Origin of the sequence: Aeromonas rivuli (assembly GCF_000820045.1) — a bacterium.
Taxonomy (GTDB): Bacteria; Pseudomonadota; Gammaproteobacteria; order Enterobacterales; family Aeromonadaceae; genus Aeromonas; species Aeromonas rivuli.
This window is the reverse complement of sequence record NZ_CDBJ01000071.1, coordinates 132,340-152,406: the sequence shown is the minus strand read 5'-3', so window position 1 is coordinate 152,406 and position 20,067 is coordinate 132,340. Positions and strand designations below refer to the sequence as shown.

The window sequence follows — 20,067 nt, the reverse complement described above, 5'->3', positions numbered from 1 at the left end:
CCTGCCGCCAACGCAGCCCCGGCAAAGAAAACGGCAGCGGTAACACCTGCCACTAAAGCAGCCCCACGTCCTAAAGGGGTGCCTGCCGAGCTACCGGCCAATGCCGCCCAGGCAACCGCAGCAGAGTCACCTCAAGGCAGAGGCAAAGCCGTCGACCCTAAGCAGTGATCCCCCCTGAATCCCTGTGCCAATAAAAAGCCGGTCTCACGACCGGCAAAAGGCATTGCATGAAAAGTCAGGCCAGGAAGCCCCTGGCCCCTCCGGGCTGATGGTCAACCACGAATGTATTTGGCTGTACGGGGGAAAGCCTGCTCCTTGCTATCGAACAGGTAGCAGGCCTCGGCCGGGATGCCGACGCTGTAGGATTGACCGCTGCTCACCTCGATGTCCGCATTGGCCTTGACGGTAAAATCATGGCCTTCCACGTCCATGTAGATGAAGGACTCGGCGCCCAGGTGTTCAGCGACCTGCACCTGCCCGGTGACCTTGCTGTGTGCATGGGGGTGATCCAGGGTCACCAGGTGCTCGGGACGCACCCCCAGTTCCACCTTGTCACCGACCGCGGCGCGACGGGCATCGACGCGAGCACGCACCCTATCCCCCGACACCAGCTTGATCAGACACTCCTGCTCGCCGATCTCGGCCAGCTCGCCGCTGAGGAAGTTCATCTTGGGTGAGCCGATGAAGCCTGCCACGAACTTGTTGTCCGGGTTGTGGTAGAGATCCAGCGGCGTACCGAACTGCTCCAGATTGCTGGTTGCCTCCCCCTTGAGCGGGCTCAACACCACGATGCGATTGGCGAGGGTCATGGCCTCAATCTGATCGTGGGTCACATAGATGATGGTGGAGTTGAGCTCCTTGTGCAGCTTGGCTATCTCGATGCGCATCTTGACCCGCAGGGCGGCATCCAGGTTGGAGAGCGGCTCATCGAACAGGAATACCTGCGGCTGCTGGACGATGGAGCGACCGATGGCGACCCGCTGGCGCTGACCGCCGGAGAGCGCCTTGGGTTTGCGCTCAAGCAGAGGCTCCAGGCCGAGGATCTCGGCGGCACGCATCACCCGCTTGTGAATATCGTCCTTGCCCATCTTCTTGATCTTGAGGCCAAAGGCCATGTTCTCGTAGATGTTCATGTGCGGGTAGAGGGCATAGGACTGGAACACCATGCCGACGTTGCGCTCCACCGGCGGCACGTCGTTCATGTAACGGCCACCTATGGTCAGCTCGCCACTGGTGATGTCCTCAAGGCCCGCGATCATCCGCAGCAGGGTCGATTTGCCGCAGCCTGACGGGCCGACGAAGACGATGAACTCTCCCTCCTTGATGGAGAGGTTGATATTGCGCAGCGTGTCCTTGTGGACAGCCGGGTCGTAATTCTTGCGAACGTTGTTGAGTACTACTTCAGCCATGACGAGCTCCGCTCTTGAATCTGTGCAAATCGTGATAGCGGGGAGATGTCTCTCCCTGCCATAAAACATCAGCCCTTGACGCCACCGGCTGTCAGGCCACCGACCAGCCAACGCTGGGCCAGCAAGAACACCAGGGTGATGGGCAGGCCGGATAGCACGGCAGCTGCGGCGAAGTCACCCCACAGGTAGTTCTGTGGATAGAGGTACTGCTGGGCACCGACCGCCAGGGTCAGGTTGTTCACATCCTGCAGCAGGATGGAGGCCATGGGCACCTCGGTAATGGCACCGATGAAGGAGAGGATGAACACCACCGCCAATATGGGTACCGACAGGGGCAGCAGGATCAACCTGAACGCCTGCCAGGGAGTGGCGCCGTCGATGGCCGCCGCCTCCTCCAAGGAGGAGTCGATGGTCTCGAAGTAACCCTTGATGGTCCACACGTGCAGCGCTATGCCCCCCATGTAGGCCAGGATCAGGCCACCGTGGGTGTTGAGGCCAAGCCAGGGAATGTACTCCCCTATCTTGTTGAACAGCGCATAGATGGCGACCAGCGCCAGCACCGCCGGGAACATCTGGAAGATCAGCATGCCCTTCAAGATGGTCTGCTTGCCGCGAAAACGCAGGCGGGCAAAGGCATAGGCGCAGGTGGTGGAGAGCACCACTATCATCAGCGCCGTGATGCCGGCCACCTTGATGGAGTTCCACAGCCAGGTCAGTACCGGGAAGGGAGGCGGTGTCACACTGCCATCGGCGTTGGTGATGGTCATGCCCAACGCCAGCTTCCAGTGATCAAGCGTGGGGTTGGAGGGGATGATCTCCCCCACCGAGAAGTTGCCGTTTCGAAACGAGATGGCGATGACCATGATCAGCGGGAAGATGATCACTGCCAGGAAGCCCCACATCACCAGGTGAGTGGCCCACACCCGGTACTTGACAGATTTAGGTTGTACGATAGCCATATAGCTCCCCTTACAGTTGTTCAGCTTTGGAAAGCTTGAGGTTGAGCAGTGCCAATGCCCCGACAATCAGGAAGATGGCGGTGGCGATGGCGCTGGCCAGACCGTAGTCCTGGCCACCCGAACCCTGGAACGCGATCCGGTAGGTGTAGCTCACCAGCAAGTCCGTGGTGCCGGCCGGGGTACTGGCGCCTATGATGTCCGGCGCACCATTGGTCAACAACTGGATTAACACGAAGTTATTGAAGTTGAAGGCAAAGGAGGCAATCAGCAGCGGGGTGAGCGGCTTCATCAACAGCGGCACCGTGATCTTGAAGAAGTTCTGCACCGGGCCGGCGCCGTCCATGGCAGACGCCTCATAGAGATCTTCCGGGATGGCTTTGAGCAGCCCCATGCAGAGGATCATCATGTAGGGGTAGCCGAGCCAGGTATTGACGATGAGGATCATCGTCTTGGCCAGGAAGGGGCTGGTGTACCAGTCCGGTTTGATGCCGAATGCCGCTTCCAGGAAGAGGTTGATCTCACCGAAGTTCTGGTTGAACAAGCCCTTGAACACCAGGATGGAGATAAAGGCCGGGATGGCGTAGGGCAGGATCAGCATGACCCGATAAAATCCCCGTCCTTTGAGCTGCTCCCACTGTACCAGGCAGGCGACGACCATGCCGATGGCCAGGGTCAGCACCACAGAGCAGGTGGAGAAGATGACGGTCCAGATGAAGATCTGGAAGAAGGGTCCCTGGATACCCGGATCGGTGAGGATGCGGGTGAAGTTCTTCCAGCCCACTGCGACCACGAAGCCTGGCGCCACGCTCTTGCCGACAAACTGGCCCTGCTCGTCGATGTACTGATAAAAACCCGTCTCTGTATTGGGCATCATCAGCTCGCCACTCTGGTTATCACGCAGCAGATTGCTCTCCTTGAGCATCACCCCGGATTTCAGCACGGCGCCATCAACCAGCTGGGTATAGAGCGGCTTTTGCGCGGCAAACTTGCGCAGGCTGCTCATGGTGAGCTGTATGCCGCCCTCGGGCAGCAGCAGATCCAGCTCGGAGAGATGGGTCTTGTGGGCGATGATCTCGCGGATCGGCGCTGCCGGCAGGCCAGGCTCCCCTTCGAGGGGGCTCAGTGTGACCTGTTGCTCGGCACCGTTCACCGGGCCTTGCCCCGCGGCCAGGCTACGCGCCTTGTTGTCCATCAGCGTCATCTGCGGGCTGACAAAATGGCGACCATCCTGAGTGAGCAGCAGCTGATACTGGTTGTTCTCACCCTTGAGCAGCGTGAAATCAAACTCGCCACCGGCGACCTTGTAGCTCTTCTTGAGATGGTAATTGCGCGCCTGCTCGACCGAGAGCAAGTTCGCGCCTGAATAGTTGGTAAACGCTATCCCTATGGTGTAAGCCAGCGGGAATATGATGAAGACCACCATGCCTGCCACACCCGGGAAGATGTAACGGTGTGCATAGGTCTTCTTGTTCATGAAGACATAGAGGCCAACGGAGACCACCAGCAGATCGAGCAAGGCAAACACCCACTCGCCACTGGCATACATCATCACGGCCGCATAGCCGTTGAGCACGGCAATCAGCGCCGCCATGGTCCACTTAAGCCAGGTGTGCTTGTCATTGGGACCGGCATAGGATTTGAGAGAAGGTACTACTTCCATGCCAATTAACCTTATTACGCCAAGGAAAGAAGAGGTGGGAGGCCCGCGGGCCTCCCTGGTAGATACTTACTGAACGATACGCTTGGCAGCGGTATCCAGGGCTTCGTCAACGCCTTGACGACCGGACGTCACGTTCTTGAGGGCAGTTTCAAAGGAAGACCAGAAACGGCTCATCTCGGGCACGGATGGCATCGGCTCACCATTCTGGGCGTTCATCATGGTGGCTTTGATGTTGGCATCAGACTCCAGGGTCTTCTGGAAAGACTTGAGTGCCACGGCGCCGAGGGGCTTGTCAGCATTCACTGCGGCCAGACCCTTGTCAGTCAGCAGGTAGTTCTCCAGGAACTCGACGGCCAGATCCTTGTTCGGGCTGGCGGCGTTGATGGTGGCACCCAGTACGCCAACGAAGGCCTTGGCCGGTTTGCCGTTCAGGGTCGGCAGCGGCGCAACGCCATACTTGATGCCGCTCTTGTCCAGGTTGCTCCAGGCCCAGGGACCATTGATCATCATGGCCACTTCACCCTTGTTGAATTTCGCATCCATGACGCCGTAGTCGATGCCCTTCTCCAGGTGACCGGACTTGATCATGTCGGCGATGTAGCCCACCCCCGCCTTGGCACCCGCGTTGTTCACGCCGGTATCCTTGACGTCATAACCGGTCGCGGTCTTCTTGAAGGCATAACCCCCATTGGCAGCCACCAGCGGGTAGCTGAAGTAAGGAGTGTCGTAGGCCCACATGATGGCGCGCTTGCCATCCTTCTTGAGGGTCTCGTCGATCTTGGCGATCTCTTCGAAGGTCTTGGGCGGCTCTGGCAGCAGGTCTTTGTTATAGATCAGGCTCACGGCTTCGACAGCGACCGGATAACCGTAGGTCTTGCCATCCACAGACATGGCATCCCAGGCAAACTGTTCGAACTTGGCTTTCTCGTCGGCATTCGGGGTCACGGGCACCAGCAGGCCTGACTTGACCCATTCGCCGTAGCGGTCATGGGCCCACAGGAAGATGTCCGGACCGTTGCCGGTCGCGGCCGCTTGCTGGAATTTCACTTCAACCTGATCCGGGTGAGCCACTGTCACCTTGATGCCGGTTTCGGCTTCAAATTTCTTACCCACTTCGGCCAGACCGTTATATCCCTTGTCACCGTTGATCCAGATCGTCAGCTGACCCTCATCAATGGCGGCGGTGGCAGTGCAAGCCACACCCAGGGTAGCCAAACCAATCAGAGAGGAGAGTAATGTCTTTTTCATGAGCCTTTCCTTGTTGTTGTTCCGCGCTGCAAGAGCATTGTGTGCGGGATGAATATTATCCCAAGCCTCAGATGCCTCACATGACGCAACTCGCATTTTTGAAATGCAATTACGTATTTCCTTCCGGAAAGTTCTGAAAACATTTTCTTGTTTCAGGGGGTTATCGCATTTTATGGCCATTATTTCTGACCGATGGAGAAATTAAGTTACCTTACTGAAACATAATTACATAAATGAAAGGGTTTTCACTCTCATGAAAACCCTTTCATCGTTGATTCATTGTTTAATTTGCTAACTAAAGCACTTGGTCAGTTTCTTGCCTCCCCTGCCCGCCAAATAAAAAGGCACCGCAGCGAACTGCGGTGCCTTTTTACCAGAAACCCGGGTTGGATCACATTATGACGATCGGGTCAGCTGATCCTTCAAATTGGGCGGCACGCCGCGGATAGTCAGGGTGTCGGTTTGGGGATCATAGAAGACCCGGCTGCCCAGCAGCTTCTGTTCAAAACTCAGGGTCAGACCGCCACCGGAGCCGACGAACTTGGTCAGCCCCCGCAGGGTGGATCTGTCTGGCGGGAAGCGATCCTCCAACTCATATTCCTTGCCAATAAAGCTATAGAAATCGAGGTCGTTACCGCCGGGTAATTCCGCCGAGAGTTCACGGATCTCGATCTCTTCACCGGCACTGGCCTGTTCGGTGCAATATTTGAAGACCTGTTTCTTGTAATCGTTGCGCTCTTGCGGCTCAAGCTGCTGAGTGGCGCAATAATCCTCTACCGCCTGCAATAACCCTTTATTTTGCAGCTTGGCATCCATGCCTTCACGGGCACCTAATAAGTCGAGGAAGAAATCCCCCAACTTGCGGCCAACCCGCCCCTTGCTGAAGGTGATATACCGACGCGACTCGGGCTGAGTCTTCCATTCGGTCAGATCGATACGCGCCACCAGATTGAGTTTGCCGATATCCAGATACTGGATATGGCTGAGCTCGAGGGCTTCACTCACCGTCACGCTCTCCTTGCCCTCCAGCAGGGCGACCAACAGATAGTCGACCCCCACATAGTTGTATTTGGCAAACAGCAGTACCCCTTGTTCATCCAGAGCATGGTCGACCAGGGTCTTGACCAGGTGCTGGGTCATGGAGACCGAGAAGGGGACGAAGTCGCTCTGTCCGGCGAGCAGTTGTTCGAGGGCGATGCGAAACAGCGGAGAGGCCGGTTTGGGGGCATCATCCCCCTCGGCCGCCTCTGCCCCCTCCTCGCCCTCGGCGAAGTAACCAAATCCTTTGCCGCCTTTGCCGTTATAGATGCGATGCAGCTCCGCCATCAGCCCCTGAACGGCCTCGTCGGGGGTCAGTGTCTGGCTGCGAGTATCGGCCTGGGGCTGACCGCCGCTGCCACTGCGCAGGGAGTGAAGAATGATCTTGTCGATATCGAGACTCATGTCACAAAGCCATAGTGTTAGCCGAAAGGGTGGAGTATTATAAGTCGCTTTGAACTGAGATGAACTGAAGATTATGCCCATCGTATCAAAGTACAATAACGAGCAGTTTGACGCCCTGATGAACGACCTGATCACCGCCCTGGAAAAACACAAGGCGCCGGTGGATCTCAGTCTGATGGTGCTTGGCAACCTGACCACCAATATCATCAATGGTATGGCCCCGGCCCAGCGTCAGGCGATCACCGAAAAATACATCCAGGCGCTCACTGCCTCGGTGGATCACCGTCGCGATGCTCACTGAGTTTCTCCGCATTCTTTGATGTTTTTCAAGTAGATGGATCACTATGGTCGAAACCGGCAACCCCTATCGTGATAACGTTTCCCGCCTGATCACCTGGGGGCATTGGTTCTCCTTCTTCAACATCATCCTGGCCATGCTGATCGCCACCCGCTATCTGGGTGCCATCAGCTGGCCATCGACGACTCTCGGGATCGTCTATCTCATCATCAGCTGGATAGGCCACTTCTCCTTCCTGAGTTTCGTCACCTATCTGCTGACCATATTCCCCCTGAGTTTCGTGCTTCCCAAAGAGAAGGCACTGAGGTTCGTCTCGGCCATAGTGGCGACCCTGGCGCTAGTGCTCCTGCTCATCGACACCCAGGTGTTCCGGCTGTTCAAGTTCCACCTCAATGGGCAGGTATGGCAGCTGCTATTGGAGCAAGCCCAGACGGAGCAAGGCTCTATCTGGAGCATCATCTTCGTGGCGGTGCCGACCATCTTCCTGCTGCAACTGCTGCTGTCGGCCTATGTGTGGCGCAAGATCAACAAGCGCAAGCGCCGTCAGTATGGCAGCCATGTGGGCCTGGCCCTGCTCGGCTGCTTTATTCTGACCCACGTGGTCAACAGCTGGGCAGATGCGACCCTGTATCAGCCCATCACCATGCAGAAGGCAAACTTCCCGCTCTCCTACCCCATGACCGCCAAGAGCTTCCTGGCCAAGCATGGCTGGCTGGACCTGGATCAGTACGAGAAAGAGGCCCAGTCCCAGGATGGGGATGGCGAGAGCCGGCTGCGCTATCCGCTGCGCCCGCTCAGCGTCAATGCGCCCAGCAATCATCAAAATCTGCTGATCGTGGTGGTGGACTCGCTGCGCTATGACATGCTCAACAGCATCAATATGCCCAATCTGCAACGCTATGCAGACCAGCACCTCAACTTCCGTCAGCACCTGAGCGGTGGCAACGACGATGTGATGGGCATGTTCAGCCTGTTTTATGGCCTGCCCGGTCACTACTACAACGACATCCGCCTCGACAAGACCCCGCCAGTGCTGCTGGATGAGATGCTGCGCCAGGATTACGAATTCGGTCTGTTTGGCTCCCTTGATGATGCCGATAAGTATCGCCGGAGCATACTCGCCGGCCTGCGCAAGCAGGTGTTTGTCTCCCGCCAGCAGGATGATGGCAAGCTGGTTGCAGACTGGCAACAGTGGCTGGGTGAGCGCCCGAACGACAGACCATGGTTCTCGTTTGTCTATCTATCCAGCCCGGGTGCCTATCAGCTACCCGCCGAGATCAAGGGCCCCTTCCAGCCCGAACTGACCAAGTTCAATCCGGCCACCGCCTATCGCGCCGAGAATCGCCAGAAGCTGGAGAACCGTTACAAGAACGCTGTCTTCTACGCCGATCAGCTGCTCGAGCAGATGCTGGCCGAGTTGCAGCAAAAAGGGCTCAGCGATGACACCATAGTGGTGATCACCTCCGACCATGGTCAGGAGTTCAACGACACGGATCGCAACAGCTGGGGATCGGGAACCAATTATTCCCGTTACCAGGTGCAGGTCCCTCTGGTGCTGGCCTGGCCGGGCAAGGCCGCGGCAAACATTGATACGGGTACCAGCCATATGGATTTGGTGCCCACCCTGATGCCCAATATGCTGGGGGTGCGCAATCCTGAACGCGACTACAGCAGTGGCCGCAATCTGTTCGATCCTGGCCAGCGCAACTGGCTGCTGGCTGGCGATCAACAGAACTTTGCCATCTATCAGGACAAGACCATCACTGAGTTCAACAAGCAGGGTGACTTCGAGTTGCGTGACTGGGACAGTTATCGCCAGATCAAGCACGGCACTCCGGACATGGGCGCCATGATCCAGGTGATGAACGAGCTGAACCGTTTCTACCGCGCCCCCTGATTGAGCCAGCCCCCTCGACAGAGCCCGCCTCATGGCGGGCTCTGTCGTATGTGCACGGAATCCAACTCCCCTCCCACCAGTCTCGTCTCTCACCTCCCCGAGTTGCATCGCTATCACACTCTGCCTTCTTCAATCAGACCAAGCAGCACCACCCCTCATTGAATAACTGTCACAAATATCAATAATATCAATTCAGTACGATGACAATGATAATTATTATCAACTGTTGATCTGCCCTAATGAGTCTGCAATAATCCGCGCCCTTCAGGCTCAAATAATAATCATTATCAACAATGAAAACACCACTGCACTACTGGCCCATGCTGCTGTCCGGTACAGCCCTGGCCGCCAGCGATCCGGCCAGGATCGACGCCACTGACATCAATCCCACCCTCAAGGCGCGCGAGACCATAGTGGTCAAGGGCCAGCGGATAGAGCAGAAGCTGTCCGACGTCTCGGGCTCCATCACCGTCATCACCGAGGAGGACCTGGATCGCCAGGTGGCCACCGAACTCACCGACGTGTTCAAGAATGAACCCGGTGTCTCGGTGACCGGCTCCGCCGGGCGGCCGCAAAACATCATCATCCGCGGCATGGGCGGCAACCGGGTATTGATCATCAAGGATGGGGTGCGGGTCAGCGATGGCTTCGGCGCCGATGATCTCAACGACAAGGTGGGCCGTTTCAGCTTCGATCTCGATGACGTCAAGCAGATCGAAGTGGCCAAGGGGGCGGGCTCTTCCCTGCACGGCTCCGACGCCATCGGCGGCACCATCGTCATCAGCACCAAGCAGCCGGAAGACTACCTGCAGGGCCAGGATGCCTATCTGAGCAGCAAGATCCTGCACGATGGCAGCAGCGCCAAGCAAAAACTGAGCGCCACCGGCGCAGCCCGCCTGCTGGATACCGAGCACCTGCTGCGCGTTTCCGGCTGGCAGGGACACGAGACCGCCAACTATGACGAGAGTCGCATCCCGGCGGATCTGGACGGCCTCAGCGCCTCCACCAGCTCCCGTTTCGACTTGAATGAGCACCACCTGCTGCGCCTCGAGCTCGACTACTTCGAGGACAATGCCTACCGGGATCAGGGACCCCGCGAAGTGCCCCAGCCCGACGGCAAGTGGCAGGTACGCGATTACCGCGAGAATGCGTCGCAAAAGACCCAGGGCGGCAAGCTGAGCTGGGAGGCGAGCCGCCTCGACAGCCTGCTGGCGGATCAGTTCAGCTGGAACCTCTATGGCAACCACGCCAAGAACACGGCCAACAAGCGCAGCCTGCTGCAAAACGACGAGCTGAGCGGCTACCCGCGCTATCGCAGCGAGCGGGAACTGGCCACCTTCACCGAAGAGCGGATCGGCAGCGCGCTGGATGTGCGCCGGGATCTGACCACCGGCGACTTCGGCCACAAGTTGAGCTATGGCATGGAGCTGGAGCGCACCAACCATGAGCGACCGGTGGACAAGCTGAGTCTGGAGGCGGGCGTGCCCCAGCCCCAGCAGTCGGCGCCGTTCAGCCGGGCCCGCACCGACCGGGCCGGGATCTGGCTCAGCGACGTGGCGACCCTGGGTCAGTGGCAGTTCACCCCGACCCTGCGCATGGATCATCAGTGGCTGCAACCGCTGGATGGCAGCAATGGCGAGAACCACAGCTGGCATATCTCCCCGAGCCTGGCCACCAGCTACCGCTTCAACGACCAGTGGCGCAGCTGGCTCAGCTACGCCAACGGTTTCCGTGCCCCCTCCTATGACAAGGTGTACGGCAACATCCCCCACTACTTTGCCCTGCCGCCGTTCGAGATCATCGCCAACACCGAGCTGCAGGAAGAGACCAGCCACAGCTTCGAGTGGGGCCTTGGCGGCGAGGGTGAGCACTGGAGCATCAAACCGGCGCTCTTCTACAACCGTTACTACAACTTCATCGACTGGCGTGAAGTCGGGCTGCGGCTGCGCGACGGCGTCATCCTGCGCCAGTACCGCAACGTGGCCAAGGCCGAGACCTGGGGCGCCGAAGTGGCCGCCAGCTACTGGCTGACCCAGCAATGGGAGCTCGCCACCAAGCTCGGCTGGGTCGATGGGGAAGATAGCGAGGGCGAGGCCTTGCGCACCCTCACCCCGCTGGAGGGCAACACTCGCCTGAGCTATCAGGCCAACGACTGGAGCGTCGGGGTGCAGGCCGACTACGCCGCCGCCATGAGCCGGGTGCCCAGCTGCGGCAGCAACCTGACCAGCAGCCAGAGTGACTGCCTCAAGAGCGCGGGCTGGTTCAGCCTCGCCATGACCGCCGACTGGCTGATCACCGATGCCCTCAAGGTCAATCTCAAGCTCGATAACCTGTTCGACACCCGCTACACCCGCTATCAGGATGTGGCCGGGCTGGAGGCGGGCACCAATGCCGATCTGTTCACCCAGACCGGTCGCTCCCTGAGCGCCAGCCTGCGCTACACCTTCGTGGGGATCTGATGCAGCACCTACTGATCCTGGCCGCCCTGCTGGCGGCCCCTGCCTCCCAGGCCTCTGAGGAAGCGCCCCCCATCCCCAAACGTCCCTTGCTGATGCAGGGCGAGATTGCTCGGGTCGATCCCTATGGCGGCTGGCGTGACGACAGCCGCCGCTCCCCCGAATTGCTGACGCTGCTGCGCGAGCAGAATCGCTGGACCGAGCAACAGCTCAGCGGCCAGCAAGCACTGGCACAGCAACTGCTAACCGAGTGGCAGGCCAGAGAACGGGGCGAGCCTCTACCAGAGGAGTGGCTGAGCCTGGCGGGCAGCCAGTGGCGCATGAAAGCGGACGGCAGCCTGTGGCAGCGGACCGATGAGCAGGCCACCCCCCGCCAGCGGCTGGCCCCGCGTCAACCAGGGGAGGGCTACTACGAGCTCGCCAGCTGGTCGCTGCATCCCGATGGGCGCTGGCTGGCGCTGGCCGAAGATAGCCGTGGCGACAGGGATTACCGCATCAGCCTGCTGGATCTGGCGAGCGGCGAGACGCTCGCCTCTTTGCCACACCGCGCCAGCGATCTGCTCTGGAGCCTGGATGGCAAGACCCTCTATACCCTGGCCAACGAGCGCAATACCCTGCGCCCCTGGCAACTGTGGGCCTGGCAAGGGGGCAAGGAGCGGCTGATCCATCAGGAGATGGATGCCGCCTGGCTGCTCAGTCTCTATCGCACCACCGACCAGCGTCACCTCATCTTGCAGAGCAACAACCACAACAGCTCGGAGCAATACCTGCTGGATGATGGTGGCGCCGCCCTGCTCAAGGCCCGCCAACCCGGGGTGGAGTACTACCTCGATACCCTGGGAGAGCGGGTGCTGCTCAAGAGCAACCGGGATGGCGAGCTTGGCCTCTACCAGGCCAGCAGCCTGGCCGCACTGAGGCAAGGCAAGTGGCAGCTGCGTTGGCCCGGTCAGGGCCGCACCCTCGAGAAGTGGCGCCTGTTTGCCAATCACACCGTGCTGCAATACCGCAAGGATGGCGATGACTGGCTCGATGTGCTCGATGCCAACGGCCAACTGCGCCACAGCCTGCCGCTCACCGAAGGGGCGGGTACGGCCTGGATCCAGGGCGCTCAGGATCCGGCCAGCCAGCACCTGTTGATCCGCCGCCAGGGTATGGCCGAGGCCCCGCATCAACGCTGGCTGGATCTGGACTCGGGGCAATGGCTGAGCGATGCCACTCAGGCAGCGGCCTCTGTCTATCAGAGCGAACGGCGCTGGGTCCTGGGCAAGGACGGCGCCCGGGTGCCGGTCTCCCTGGTGTGGCGCAAAGAGATCAAGACCCCCAAGGCGCTGCTGCTCTATGGCTATGGCGCCTATGGCACCCCCATGCGCCCCTACTACCAGCCTCAGGTGTTGAGCCTGCTCGATCGTGGTTTCGTCTACGCCATCGCCCATGTGCGTGGCGGCGGTCTGCTGGGAGATGGCTGGTATCAAGACGGCCGGGGTCAGCGCAAACAGCACAGCGTGGATGACTTCCTGGCCGTCGCCGATGCCCTGGCGCGGGATCCCGCCATCGACGCTGCCCGGCTGTTCGCCATGGGCGGCAGCGCCGGCGGCCTGCTGGTGGCGGCGGCGCTCAATCAGGCCCCTACCCGCTTCGCTGGCGCCCTGTTGCAGGTGCCCTTCGTCGACTTGCTCGGCACCATGAGCGATCCCGAACTGCCGCTCACCCGCCAGGAGTATGCCGAGTGGGGCAACCCGGCCAAGCCGGCGGACTACGCCGCCATGCGCCGCCTGAGCCCCTATGACAACCTGCATGCTGCGCCCTACCCGCCCCTCTATGTGACGGCCGGACTCTATGACAGTCAGGTGCCTTACTGGGAGCCGCTGAAGTGGATGGCCCGTCTGCGGGAGCAGAGCACCGCGGCCGGCCCCTATCTGCTCAGCACCGAGCTCGACGGCGGACATCTGGCCAGCGCGGGCACGGCGCAGCAGCAGGCCGCCCGCGAATATGCCTTCTTGCTCAACCTGGCCGGGGTCACCCCCTGATGCCATGCCTCACTCTTTCAATCCCGTTTTGGAGTCATCCATGAAACCCTCTTCCCTGGCCCTCTGGCTGGCGGCGACCCTGCTCGCCCAACCCCTCTGTGCGGCAGAGCTGCAATTTGTCGATGAGGCGCCGCTGACCGCCACGCCCCGAGCCTGGCTGGAGACTCGCCTCGGCGTGACCCTTGCCCCCGACTACGACAAGGCCAGCCTGCTCGGCCACCACCATAGCTTCCGCATGCTGGTCAACGGCCTGCCGGTGGCCACCACCCAGGCGGCCGTCAGCATAGACAGCGCCGGCAAGCCCTGGCGCCTCTACCACAACCTGCGCCCCCTTCAGACCAGCCTGCCGGGCTGCGATGCCAGTGGCAATCTGGATCCCTTGCTGACCAGCCTGCGCGATGCCGGTGCCCAGATTGACACCCTCGATCTGGTCGAGGCCTGGTACTGGCGCGATGGCGAGACCCTGGTGCCGGCCCTGCGCCAGCGCATTCGTGAGCACAAGGATGGCAACGCCAAGGCCTCCCATGTGCAGCTGTTTGCCAGCTGTGATGGCACAGAGGAGCTCGGCCGCTGGGGAGACAGGGCAACCACCACGGCGCTACAGGCCCCCGATGCGGGAGATGTCTCCGTCTTGGCCCGGGTGTTCGACCCGGATCCTCGTACCCAGTTGCAAGATGCCAGCCTGATCTGGCACGACGCCCTGGTACTTGCCGATGCCGCCTACCAGGACAAGGTGGCGCTGCCGGTCACCCTGCAGGGCAGCGACTATCTGCTCAGCGGCCCCCATGCCCGGGTGGTGGATGCCATGGAGCCCAGCACGGCGCCCTACCGCGCCGACAATGCTCAGGCATTTCGCCTGACCCGAGACGATCCGGGCTTCGCCGACATCAACGCCTACTACCACCTGGACTTGGCCCAGCGCCACCTCAAGACGCTCGGCTTTGCCGACCTCATCCCCGGCGCCCTCGACATCGACACCGATGCCGGCTTTCAGGACAACTCCCTCTACGATCCGTTTGAGCGCAGGCTGGAGCTGGGCCGCAGCGGCGTGCCCGATGCCGAAGACCCCATGGTTGTCTGGCACGAGTTTGGTCACGCGGTGCAGCACCACATAGTGCCGGATCTCGGGGAAGAGGGTGACTGGGGCGCCATAGGTGAAGGCTTCAGCGACTATCTGGCGGCCAGTCATCGTCAGCGCAGCGAGGCGGGTCGCCAGTTCGAACCGGCCATGGTGTTCAACTGGGATGCCCGCTTCACCGACCGGGCCCCGCGCCAGCTGGACGATCTGCGCGCCCGCTATCACCCGGACTACAACTATCCGGCCCACAGAACCATCAACGGCAGCAACGGTGATCAGCTGTGGGGCACCCCCCTGTTCCAGGCTCTGCTGGCGGCCGTCGCCGAACATGGCGAGGTGGCGCGAGACGAGTTTGATCGCCTCGTCATAGAGTCCCACTTCGGCTTAGGACCCGCCATTCGCATGCCACAGCTGGCCCGCCTCACGGTGGACACGGCCGAGCGGCTATATCCGGCGCGCCACTATGGTCGCCTGCTGGAACAGGCATTCCGTCAGCACGGCCTGCTGCAGGCACCGGTCAGCATGGCTCTGGCCGACGGCAGCGCCATCGAGCTCGGTGAGCGCCAGTCGGTGGTACTCAACCTCAGCAACCCCGGCAACACGCCAGTGACCCTGCACAGTCTGACCCTGGCCCTGCCCGGCGGCCTGCAGGCCGAGCCGGTTCAGTGGCAGAGCAGCACCCTGGCACCAGGCGGCCTCATGACCACCACCCTGCGACTGCTGGCCCAGGCTCCGCTCGCCTGTGGCGACGTGGTGGACGTGCCCATCACCCTCGCCCTGACGGGTGCCAGTCCGAGCGAGCGCCAGTGGCAGCAACCGCTGAGCCTGCCGATCGGCACCCCGGTAGTCGCCCGAGCAAGCGGCCAGTCACTGACCCTCAACGATGCCATCAGCAGCGATGAGAAGGGCTTGAGCGAAACCAGTCTGCTGCTGGAAAAGAGCGATGCCAGGGTGAGCGATCAGTTGCAACTGACCCTGGACTTGCAACACGAGGCCCTGGACGAGCTGGAGATCTGGCTCAACTCCCCCTCCGGCACCCGGGTCCAGATCTGGGACAAAGGCTACAGTCCGCTGCCCCGTCTCAAGGGGGTCTTCCCGACCGAACTGCAATCCCTGCAAACCTTGAGCCTGTTCAACGGCGAACCCTTGTCGGGCAAGTGGACCCTGGAAGTCGTGGACAACGCCCCCGGCAAGCAGGGCCGCCTGAATGGCTGGAGCATCAGCCAGCGCGTCGGCGCCCAATGTGGCAAGCCGGTGGCGCCGCCCAAGGACGGCATCATCCACTTCGACACCGCGGACAGCAGCGGGGGCGGTGCCATCAACCTGTTCTGGCTACTGCCGCTCGCCCTCTGGCGCCGTTTCGTGCGTCGTGGTTAACACAGACCCTATCAATAACAGCGAGGGGCCCAGGCCCCTTTGAGGACAAGAGATGAATCTGAAATACAGCCGGCTTGCCTGTTTGCTGGCTCCCCTGCTCGGCGCCTGCGGTGGCGGCGACTCGGACGAGGCGCCACTGGCCGCACCGGCCTATCGCCTGACGGTCAACCTGCCCCAGGCAGGCACCCTGTGCGTCAACCTCAATCAAAACGATCGTTGTGACGCCGGTGAACCCGAGGTCAATGGCGCCGCAGGCGCTCGCCCGCTGGAGGGGCACTCCCCCACCCTGCTGACCAGCCCTCTGCTGTTCATCCCAAGGGATCCCGCCGCGCTGACCCTGACTCACCCGGCGGCGCGCCAGGATGCACAACACCTCACGCCCAGTCCCCTGAGCACCTTGTTGCAGATCCGGGTCGGTGAGGGGATGCCGCCAGCCCAGGCACTGGCCAAGCTGCTGGCCGACCTGGCCCCCCTGCAGCCGGGCCAGGATCTGGCCGCCCTGGCTCGGTTGGAAGAGTTCAACCAGGCCCTCGCCGAGCTGGCGCTGGCCGCACTCGATGACGCCACGACCCTGCCGGGCCAATCCGCCGATGAGCGCCAACGCCAGATCTGGCAGGGGCTGGTCACCCTGCTGCCCGAGCTCAGTCAGCATTTTTCCGACAGTCCGGAGCTCCTCAGCCTGCAACCCCGACTCGGCGCCGTGTTGCAACAGCAGCAGCCAAGAGCCCTGGTCACCGCCAGCGGCGTCACGACGTTCAGCGACGGAGTGGATTATCTGCTGACCAGCGAGCCCGCGGATCATCCGGGCCAGGATGCCAGCCTCAAGCAGGCTCCCCTGCGTTATCGCAAGCTCGACAACAAGGGGCAGCCGCTGCCGGACAGCGCAGCTCAATGGGATTGTGTGGAGGATCTCAACACCGGCCTCGTCTGGGAGAAGAAGCTGGATGACCCGGACAGCCCGCGGGATCTGCATCGGGTCTTCGCCTGGGAGTTTGGCAACTACCATCCCCAACAAGCCGAGCTGGACTACGCCTGCCCGAGTGGTGAGGCCATCTGCTCAACCGAGCAATACCGTCAATGGCTCAACAGCCAGCAACTGTGCGGCATCGCGCACTGGCGCCTGCCCCACGCCCAGGAGCTGATGAGCCTGCAACACTACGGCTCGCTGGCTCAGCAGGATGGGCAGATTGCCACCCTCGATGTGCGCTACTTCCCCGATCTGGGTACCGGTCTCAATGGCTTCGATGGCTATTACTGGAGTCAGACTCTGACCCCCTCCCGTCGCCTCGAGAGTGCGCCGCTCAGTGTCATTGCCCCGCTTTATTGGGGTGAGGACGCTGGCACCGATTACCCGACTCCCGTACAAACCCCTGACGACCCCAATGCCCTGCAACTGCGCCTGGTGGCCGAGGTAACCCGATGAACAAGTTTCTCCTGACCCTGCTGCTTTGTCTGTGTAGCCCGCTGGCACTGGCCATCGCCATCTGCGACGACAGCATGCCCAGAACCAGCCCGAGCTCCCGCTTCCTCGATCACGGCAACGGTACCGTGACGGACCGCGCCTCCGGCCTGACCTGGATGCGCTGCCAGCTGGGGCAAACCTGGCAAAATGAGAGCTGCCGTGGCGAGCCGACTCGCCTCTACTGGCAGCAGGCACTGCTGACCGCCGAGCGGATCCGCACCGAATCCAATCACGCCCTCCATGGTTTCGGCGGTCACACCGACTGGCGCCTGCCCACCATCAAGGAGCTGACCAGCATCCTGGAATCCGCCTGCTACAAGCCGGCATTGAACGAGACCATCTTCCCCCGCGCCATGGCGGGCGAGGGCAAAGAGGTCAATGACGGCTACGTCTATCTCTGGTCCTCGACCCCCTTCCCGGCGGGCAAGACGGTGGCTTATCTGGACATCACCAGCGGCGCCGTCGGTCTGCGGGCCCCCAGCGCCTGGGCAAAACAGCTAATACTGGTGCGTTAAGCCCCTGAACTGGCCGACAGCGGACGCACCGCGCACCGCTGTCGGCCAGCAGATATCGCCAAAACAGTACAGTGATTGCGCGCACTGTCAGAAAATAGCCAAATCACGTCATTGTGTGGCCGAACAGGCAGGATTTGCATGGCAGAGCGCTGGTATGAAGGCGGTGAAGCGGTTAGTCTAGCGACGATAGTTCAATCCCATGAGGTACAGATGAAAACCGTATTGCGTTTTAGCCTGCTGGGCGCCTTCTTGCTGAGCGGGCATGCCTTCGCCGCCGAACCGAAAAAATTTGATATCAGCATGTTCCCGGCCGCCGAGATAAACCAGGAACGTGTCGTTGTCCGCCTGCCGGAAGTCGAGAATGAAGCCGACATGATGGTCGAGCTGCAAGTCGGCAAGAAGATGCTGGTGGATTGCAACGTGCCGCGCTTCGCTGGCAACCTGGAGCAGCACAGCGTCAAGGGGTGGGGTTACAACTACCTGACCCTGGGCAAGGTCTCCGACCCCATCAGCACCCTGATGGCCTGCCCGGAAGGCCAGAAGAAAGAGAGCTTCATCCAGATTTATGGCCAAGGCTTCTTCGTGAACTACAATTCCAAGCTGCCTTTCGTCATCTATATACCCCAGGAGTACGAGGTGCGTTATCGCTTGTGGCGTGCCGATGCCCAGGCGCAACCGGCCATGATTGAATGACATTGGGCGGCCAGTTTGGCTCTCAGAACTGAATGACAAGGGCGCCACTGTGCGCCCTTTTCCTTGCCAAAAATGGGCAAAAAAAATGACAACGGGATGACGCGCTGCGTCATAAGTCCGTTATTTTTCTCACTTTTTGGCCAACTTACCCCAACAATCATCACCACAGACAGGGGTAAATAGTTCAATAAAACATTTTTATCAAAATAGTGAGAAAATTGATTTTGCACTATTTAAAAGCCTGATGATACTTGCCCGCAAAGGTCAAACTAACCAGAACAAGAGCACTATGAGCTTCGAATCAGACAAGCGTTTCAACGACTTCAAACATTTTCCCCGTGGCCTGCGTCGCAGTGGTGAATTCACCGTCGCCGAAGCAGACAGTCTGGAAAAATACGGCACCAGCATGCTGGCCATCTACCAGGGCAACCTGGCGCCGCGCGACGAGGTAGAGACCGCCTTCGCCGAGCAACTCAAGGCGGGTGAACCCGGCAGCAACCCTCACGCCAAGGTGTGGTTCAAGTATCTCAAAGTCATAGGCCCGAAGCGGGTTCATCGCCTCTGCACCGTCGCCGGTGGCGCCAGTGACGAGGCTGCTGGCAGCTTCGGCGGGAGCGGCAGCATGGGCGGTGGCATGGGTGGCGGTGACGAGTCCCTCGACTGATGGATACCGAACTGCTACGCACCTTCATCGAAGTCAGCAAGACCCGTCACTTTGGCCGCGCCGCCGAGAATCTCTATCTGACCCAGTCGGCGGTGAGCTTTCGCATTCGCCAGCTCGAGCAGCAGCTCGGGGTCAGTCTGTTTGCCCGTCATCGCAACAACATCCGTCTGACCGCCTCGGGGGAGCGTCTGCTGCCCTATGCCGACGCCATCTTGCACACCCTGGGCCGTGCCAAGCAGGATGTGGCCCTCTCCCCGGGCTTCAGTCAGCAGCTTGCCATCGGCGCCCCTCCCGTGTTCTGGGAGCTGGATTTCAACGACTGGCTCAATCATGTCTACGCCCTGGCCCCCGGCCTCGCGGTAAGGCTTGAGACCGCCTCTCGCGAGCACCTTTGCCGCCAGTTGCTGGAGCGCTCCCTCGACTTGGCGCTGCTCTCCGAGCCGACCAAGATCGACGAAATAGCCCTGCACCCCATTGGTGAGCTGGTGTTCGAGCTGGTGAGCCGGGACCCGGCCGCCAATGCCGACAACCTGATGCAGATGCCGCACATCCATCTCGATTGGGGCACCAGCTTCGAGCCGCAGCCAAGCCGCCTGCAGAGCCTGCAAAAGACCCCGGTGCTGCACTCAAGCTCCGCCAGCATGGCGTTGCAGTTTGTGCTCGCCAACGGTGGGGCCGCCTATCTGCCGCGGCGCATGGTCACCCCCTTCCTGGAGCAGGGGCGCCTGCATCTGGTGGAAGGAGGCCAGCCCCTGCGCCGTCCGCTCTATCTCGCCTATCTGGAAAAATCCGATCGCCGGGAGTTGATCGATGCCCTGCTCACCCTGCCCCTTGGCTGGGACGATGCAGAGCTCTATGTGCCTGCGGCTGACTAAAGGCCA

The 20,067-nt window shown here is 60.8% G+C and carries 15 protein-coding genes; 10 read left to right on the top strand and 5 right to left on the bottom strand.

Annotated elements, in window-relative coordinates:
- Positions 1-272 precede the first annotated feature (272 nt).
- The 5 genes from BN1130_RS17165 to yejK all read right to left on the bottom strand — a co-directional run bounded on the left by BN1130_RS17165 (position 273) and on the right by yejK (position 6,719).
- A complete protein-coding gene (locus BN1130_RS17165) occupies positions 273-1,409 on the bottom strand; it encodes an ABC transporter ATP-binding protein (RefSeq protein WP_042043466.1) in 1,137 nt (378 codons plus the stop codon).
- Positions 1,410-1,477: 68 nt separating this feature from the next.
- The gene (gene malG, locus BN1130_RS17160) at positions 1,478-2,368 is read right to left on the bottom strand and encodes a maltose ABC transporter permease MalG (protein WP_042043465.1); all 891 of its coding nucleotides are present in this window, start codon (positions 2,366-2,368) and stop codon (positions 1,478-1,480) included.
- 10 nt (positions 2,369-2,378) lie between these two features.
- Positions 2,379-4,028, bottom strand: a complete 1,650-nt coding sequence (gene malF / locus BN1130_RS17155) for a maltose ABC transporter permease MalF (protein WP_042043464.1) — start codon at positions 4,026-4,028, stop codon at positions 2,379-2,381.
- Between the two features lie 66 nt (positions 4,029-4,094).
- Positions 4,095-5,276 (bottom strand): maltose/maltodextrin ABC transporter substrate-binding protein MalE, encoded by a 1,182-nt coding sequence (gene malE / locus BN1130_RS17150; RefSeq protein WP_042043462.1) that lies wholly within the window; start codon positions 5,274-5,276, stop codon positions 4,095-4,097.
- Positions 5,277-5,672: 396 nt separating this feature from the next.
- Positions 5,673-6,719: a nucleoid-associated protein YejK gene (gene yejK, locus BN1130_RS17145; protein ID WP_042043461.1), complete on the bottom strand. Its 1,047-nt coding sequence runs from the start codon at positions 6,717-6,719 to the stop codon at positions 5,673-5,675.
- Positions 6,720-6,792: 73 nt separating this feature from the next.
- Here yejK and BN1130_RS17140 point away from each other — a divergent pair, with 73 nt between their 5' ends.
- The 10 genes from BN1130_RS17140 (at position 6,793) to hdfR (ending at position 20,061) form a co-directional block, all read left to right on the top strand.
- Positions 6,793-7,020 (top strand): YejL family protein, encoded by a 228-nt coding sequence (locus tag BN1130_RS17140; protein WP_005901622.1) that lies wholly within the window; start codon positions 6,793-6,795, stop codon positions 7,018-7,020.
- Positions 7,021-7,063: 43 nt separating this feature from the next.
- Positions 7,064-8,914, top strand: a complete 1,851-nt coding sequence (locus BN1130_RS17135) for a DUF3413 domain-containing protein (RefSeq protein WP_042043460.1) — start codon at positions 7,064-7,066, stop codon at positions 8,912-8,914.
- 293 nt (positions 8,915-9,207) lie between these two features.
- Positions 9,208-11,373 carry a TonB-dependent hemoglobin/transferrin/lactoferrin family receptor gene (locus BN1130_RS17130; protein WP_042043457.1) on the top strand — a complete coding sequence of 722 codons (2,166 nt, stop codon included), beginning with the start codon at positions 9,208-9,210 and terminating at the stop codon, positions 11,371-11,373.
- The gene (locus BN1130_RS17125; protein WP_042043456.1) at positions 11,373-13,397 is read left to right on the top strand and encodes a prolyl oligopeptidase family serine peptidase; all 2,025 of its coding nucleotides are present in this window, start codon (positions 11,373-11,375) and stop codon (positions 13,395-13,397) included. Before BN1130_RS17130 ends, BN1130_RS17125 begins: the two co-directional genes overlap by 1 nt.
- Before the next feature lie 40 nt (positions 13,398-13,437).
- Positions 13,438-15,852 carry a proprotein convertase P-domain-containing protein gene (locus BN1130_RS17120; protein WP_042043455.1) on the top strand — a complete coding sequence of 805 codons (2,415 nt, stop codon included), beginning with the start codon at positions 13,438-13,440 and terminating at the stop codon, positions 15,850-15,852.
- Between the two features lie 52 nt (positions 15,853-15,904).
- Positions 15,905-17,275: an Lcl C-terminal domain-containing protein gene (locus BN1130_RS17115; protein ID WP_042043454.1), complete on the top strand. Its 1,371-nt coding sequence runs from the start codon at positions 15,905-15,907 to the stop codon at positions 17,273-17,275.
- Positions 17,272-17,829: an Lcl C-terminal domain-containing protein gene (locus BN1130_RS17110; protein WP_042043452.1), complete on the top strand. Its 558-nt coding sequence runs from the start codon at positions 17,272-17,274 to the stop codon at positions 17,827-17,829. Before BN1130_RS17115 ends, BN1130_RS17110 begins: the two co-directional genes overlap by 4 nt.
- 210 nt (positions 17,830-18,039) lie before the next feature.
- A complete protein-coding gene (eco, locus tag BN1130_RS17105) occupies positions 18,040-18,522 on the top strand; it encodes a serine protease inhibitor ecotin (protein WP_005901610.1) in 483 nt (160 codons plus the stop codon).
- A 289-nt stretch (positions 18,523-18,811) separates the two neighbouring features.
- Positions 18,812-19,186, top strand: a complete 375-nt coding sequence (locus tag BN1130_RS17100; protein WP_042043449.1) for a MaoP family protein — start codon at positions 18,812-18,814, stop codon at positions 19,184-19,186.
- Positions 19,186-20,061, top strand: coding sequence for an HTH-type transcriptional regulator HdfR (gene hdfR / locus BN1130_RS17095; protein ID WP_042043447.1), 876 nt, complete (start codon positions 19,186-19,188; stop codon positions 20,059-20,061). Before BN1130_RS17100 ends, hdfR begins: the two co-directional genes overlap by 1 nt.
- Positions 20,062-20,067 lie beyond the last annotated feature (6 nt).

Bases quoted from the DNA above. Each gene is read 5' to 3' on its own strand.
- BN1130_RS17100 (WP_042043449.1), top strand. From the start codon at position 18,812: ATGAGCTTCGAATCAGACAAGCGTTTCAACGACTTCAAACATTTTCCC.
- BN1130_RS17130 (WP_042043457.1), top strand. From the start codon at position 9,208: ATGAAAACACCACTGCACTACTGGCCCATGCTGCTGTCCGGTACAGCC.
- BN1130_RS17110 (WP_042043452.1), top strand. From the start codon at position 17,272: ATGAACAAGTTTCTCCTGACCCTGCTGCTTTGTCTGTGTAGCCCGCTG.
- BN1130_RS17120 (WP_042043455.1), top strand. From the start codon at position 13,438: ATGAAACCCTCTTCCCTGGCCCTCTGGCTGGCGGCGACCCTGCTCGCC.
- hdfR (WP_042043447.1), top strand. From the start codon at position 19,186: ATGGATACCGAACTGCTACGCACCTTCATCGAAGTCAGCAAGACCCGT.
- malF (WP_042043464.1), bottom strand. From the start codon at position 4,028: ATGGAAGTAGTACCTTCTCTCAAATCCTATGCCGGTCCCAATGACAAG.
- BN1130_RS17125 (WP_042043456.1), top strand. From the start codon at position 11,373: ATGCAGCACCTACTGATCCTGGCCGCCCTGCTGGCGGCCCCTGCCTCC.
- BN1130_RS17115 (WP_042043454.1), top strand. From the start codon at position 15,905: ATGAATCTGAAATACAGCCGGCTTGCCTGTTTGCTGGCTCCCCTGCTC.
- BN1130_RS17135 (WP_042043460.1), top strand. From the start codon at position 7,064: ATGGTCGAAACCGGCAACCCCTATCGTGATAACGTTTCCCGCCTGATC.
- malG (WP_042043465.1), bottom strand. From the start codon at position 2,368: ATGGCTATCGTACAACCTAAATCTGTCAAGTACCGGGTGTGGGCCACT.
- eco (WP_005901610.1), top strand. From the start codon at position 18,040: ATGAAAACCGTATTGCGTTTTAGCCTGCTGGGCGCCTTCTTGCTGAGC.
- BN1130_RS17140 (WP_005901622.1), top strand. From the start codon at position 6,793: ATGCCCATCGTATCAAAGTACAATAACGAGCAGTTTGACGCCCTGATG.
- BN1130_RS17165 (WP_042043466.1), bottom strand. From the start codon at position 1,409: ATGGCTGAAGTAGTACTCAACAACGTTCGCAAGAATTACGACCCGGCT.
- yejK (WP_042043461.1), bottom strand. From the start codon at position 6,719: ATGAGTCTCGATATCGACAAGATCATTCTTCACTCCCTGCGCAGTGGC.
- malE (WP_042043462.1), bottom strand. From the start codon at position 5,276: ATGAAAAAGACATTACTCTCCTCTCTGATTGGTTTGGCTACCCTGGGT.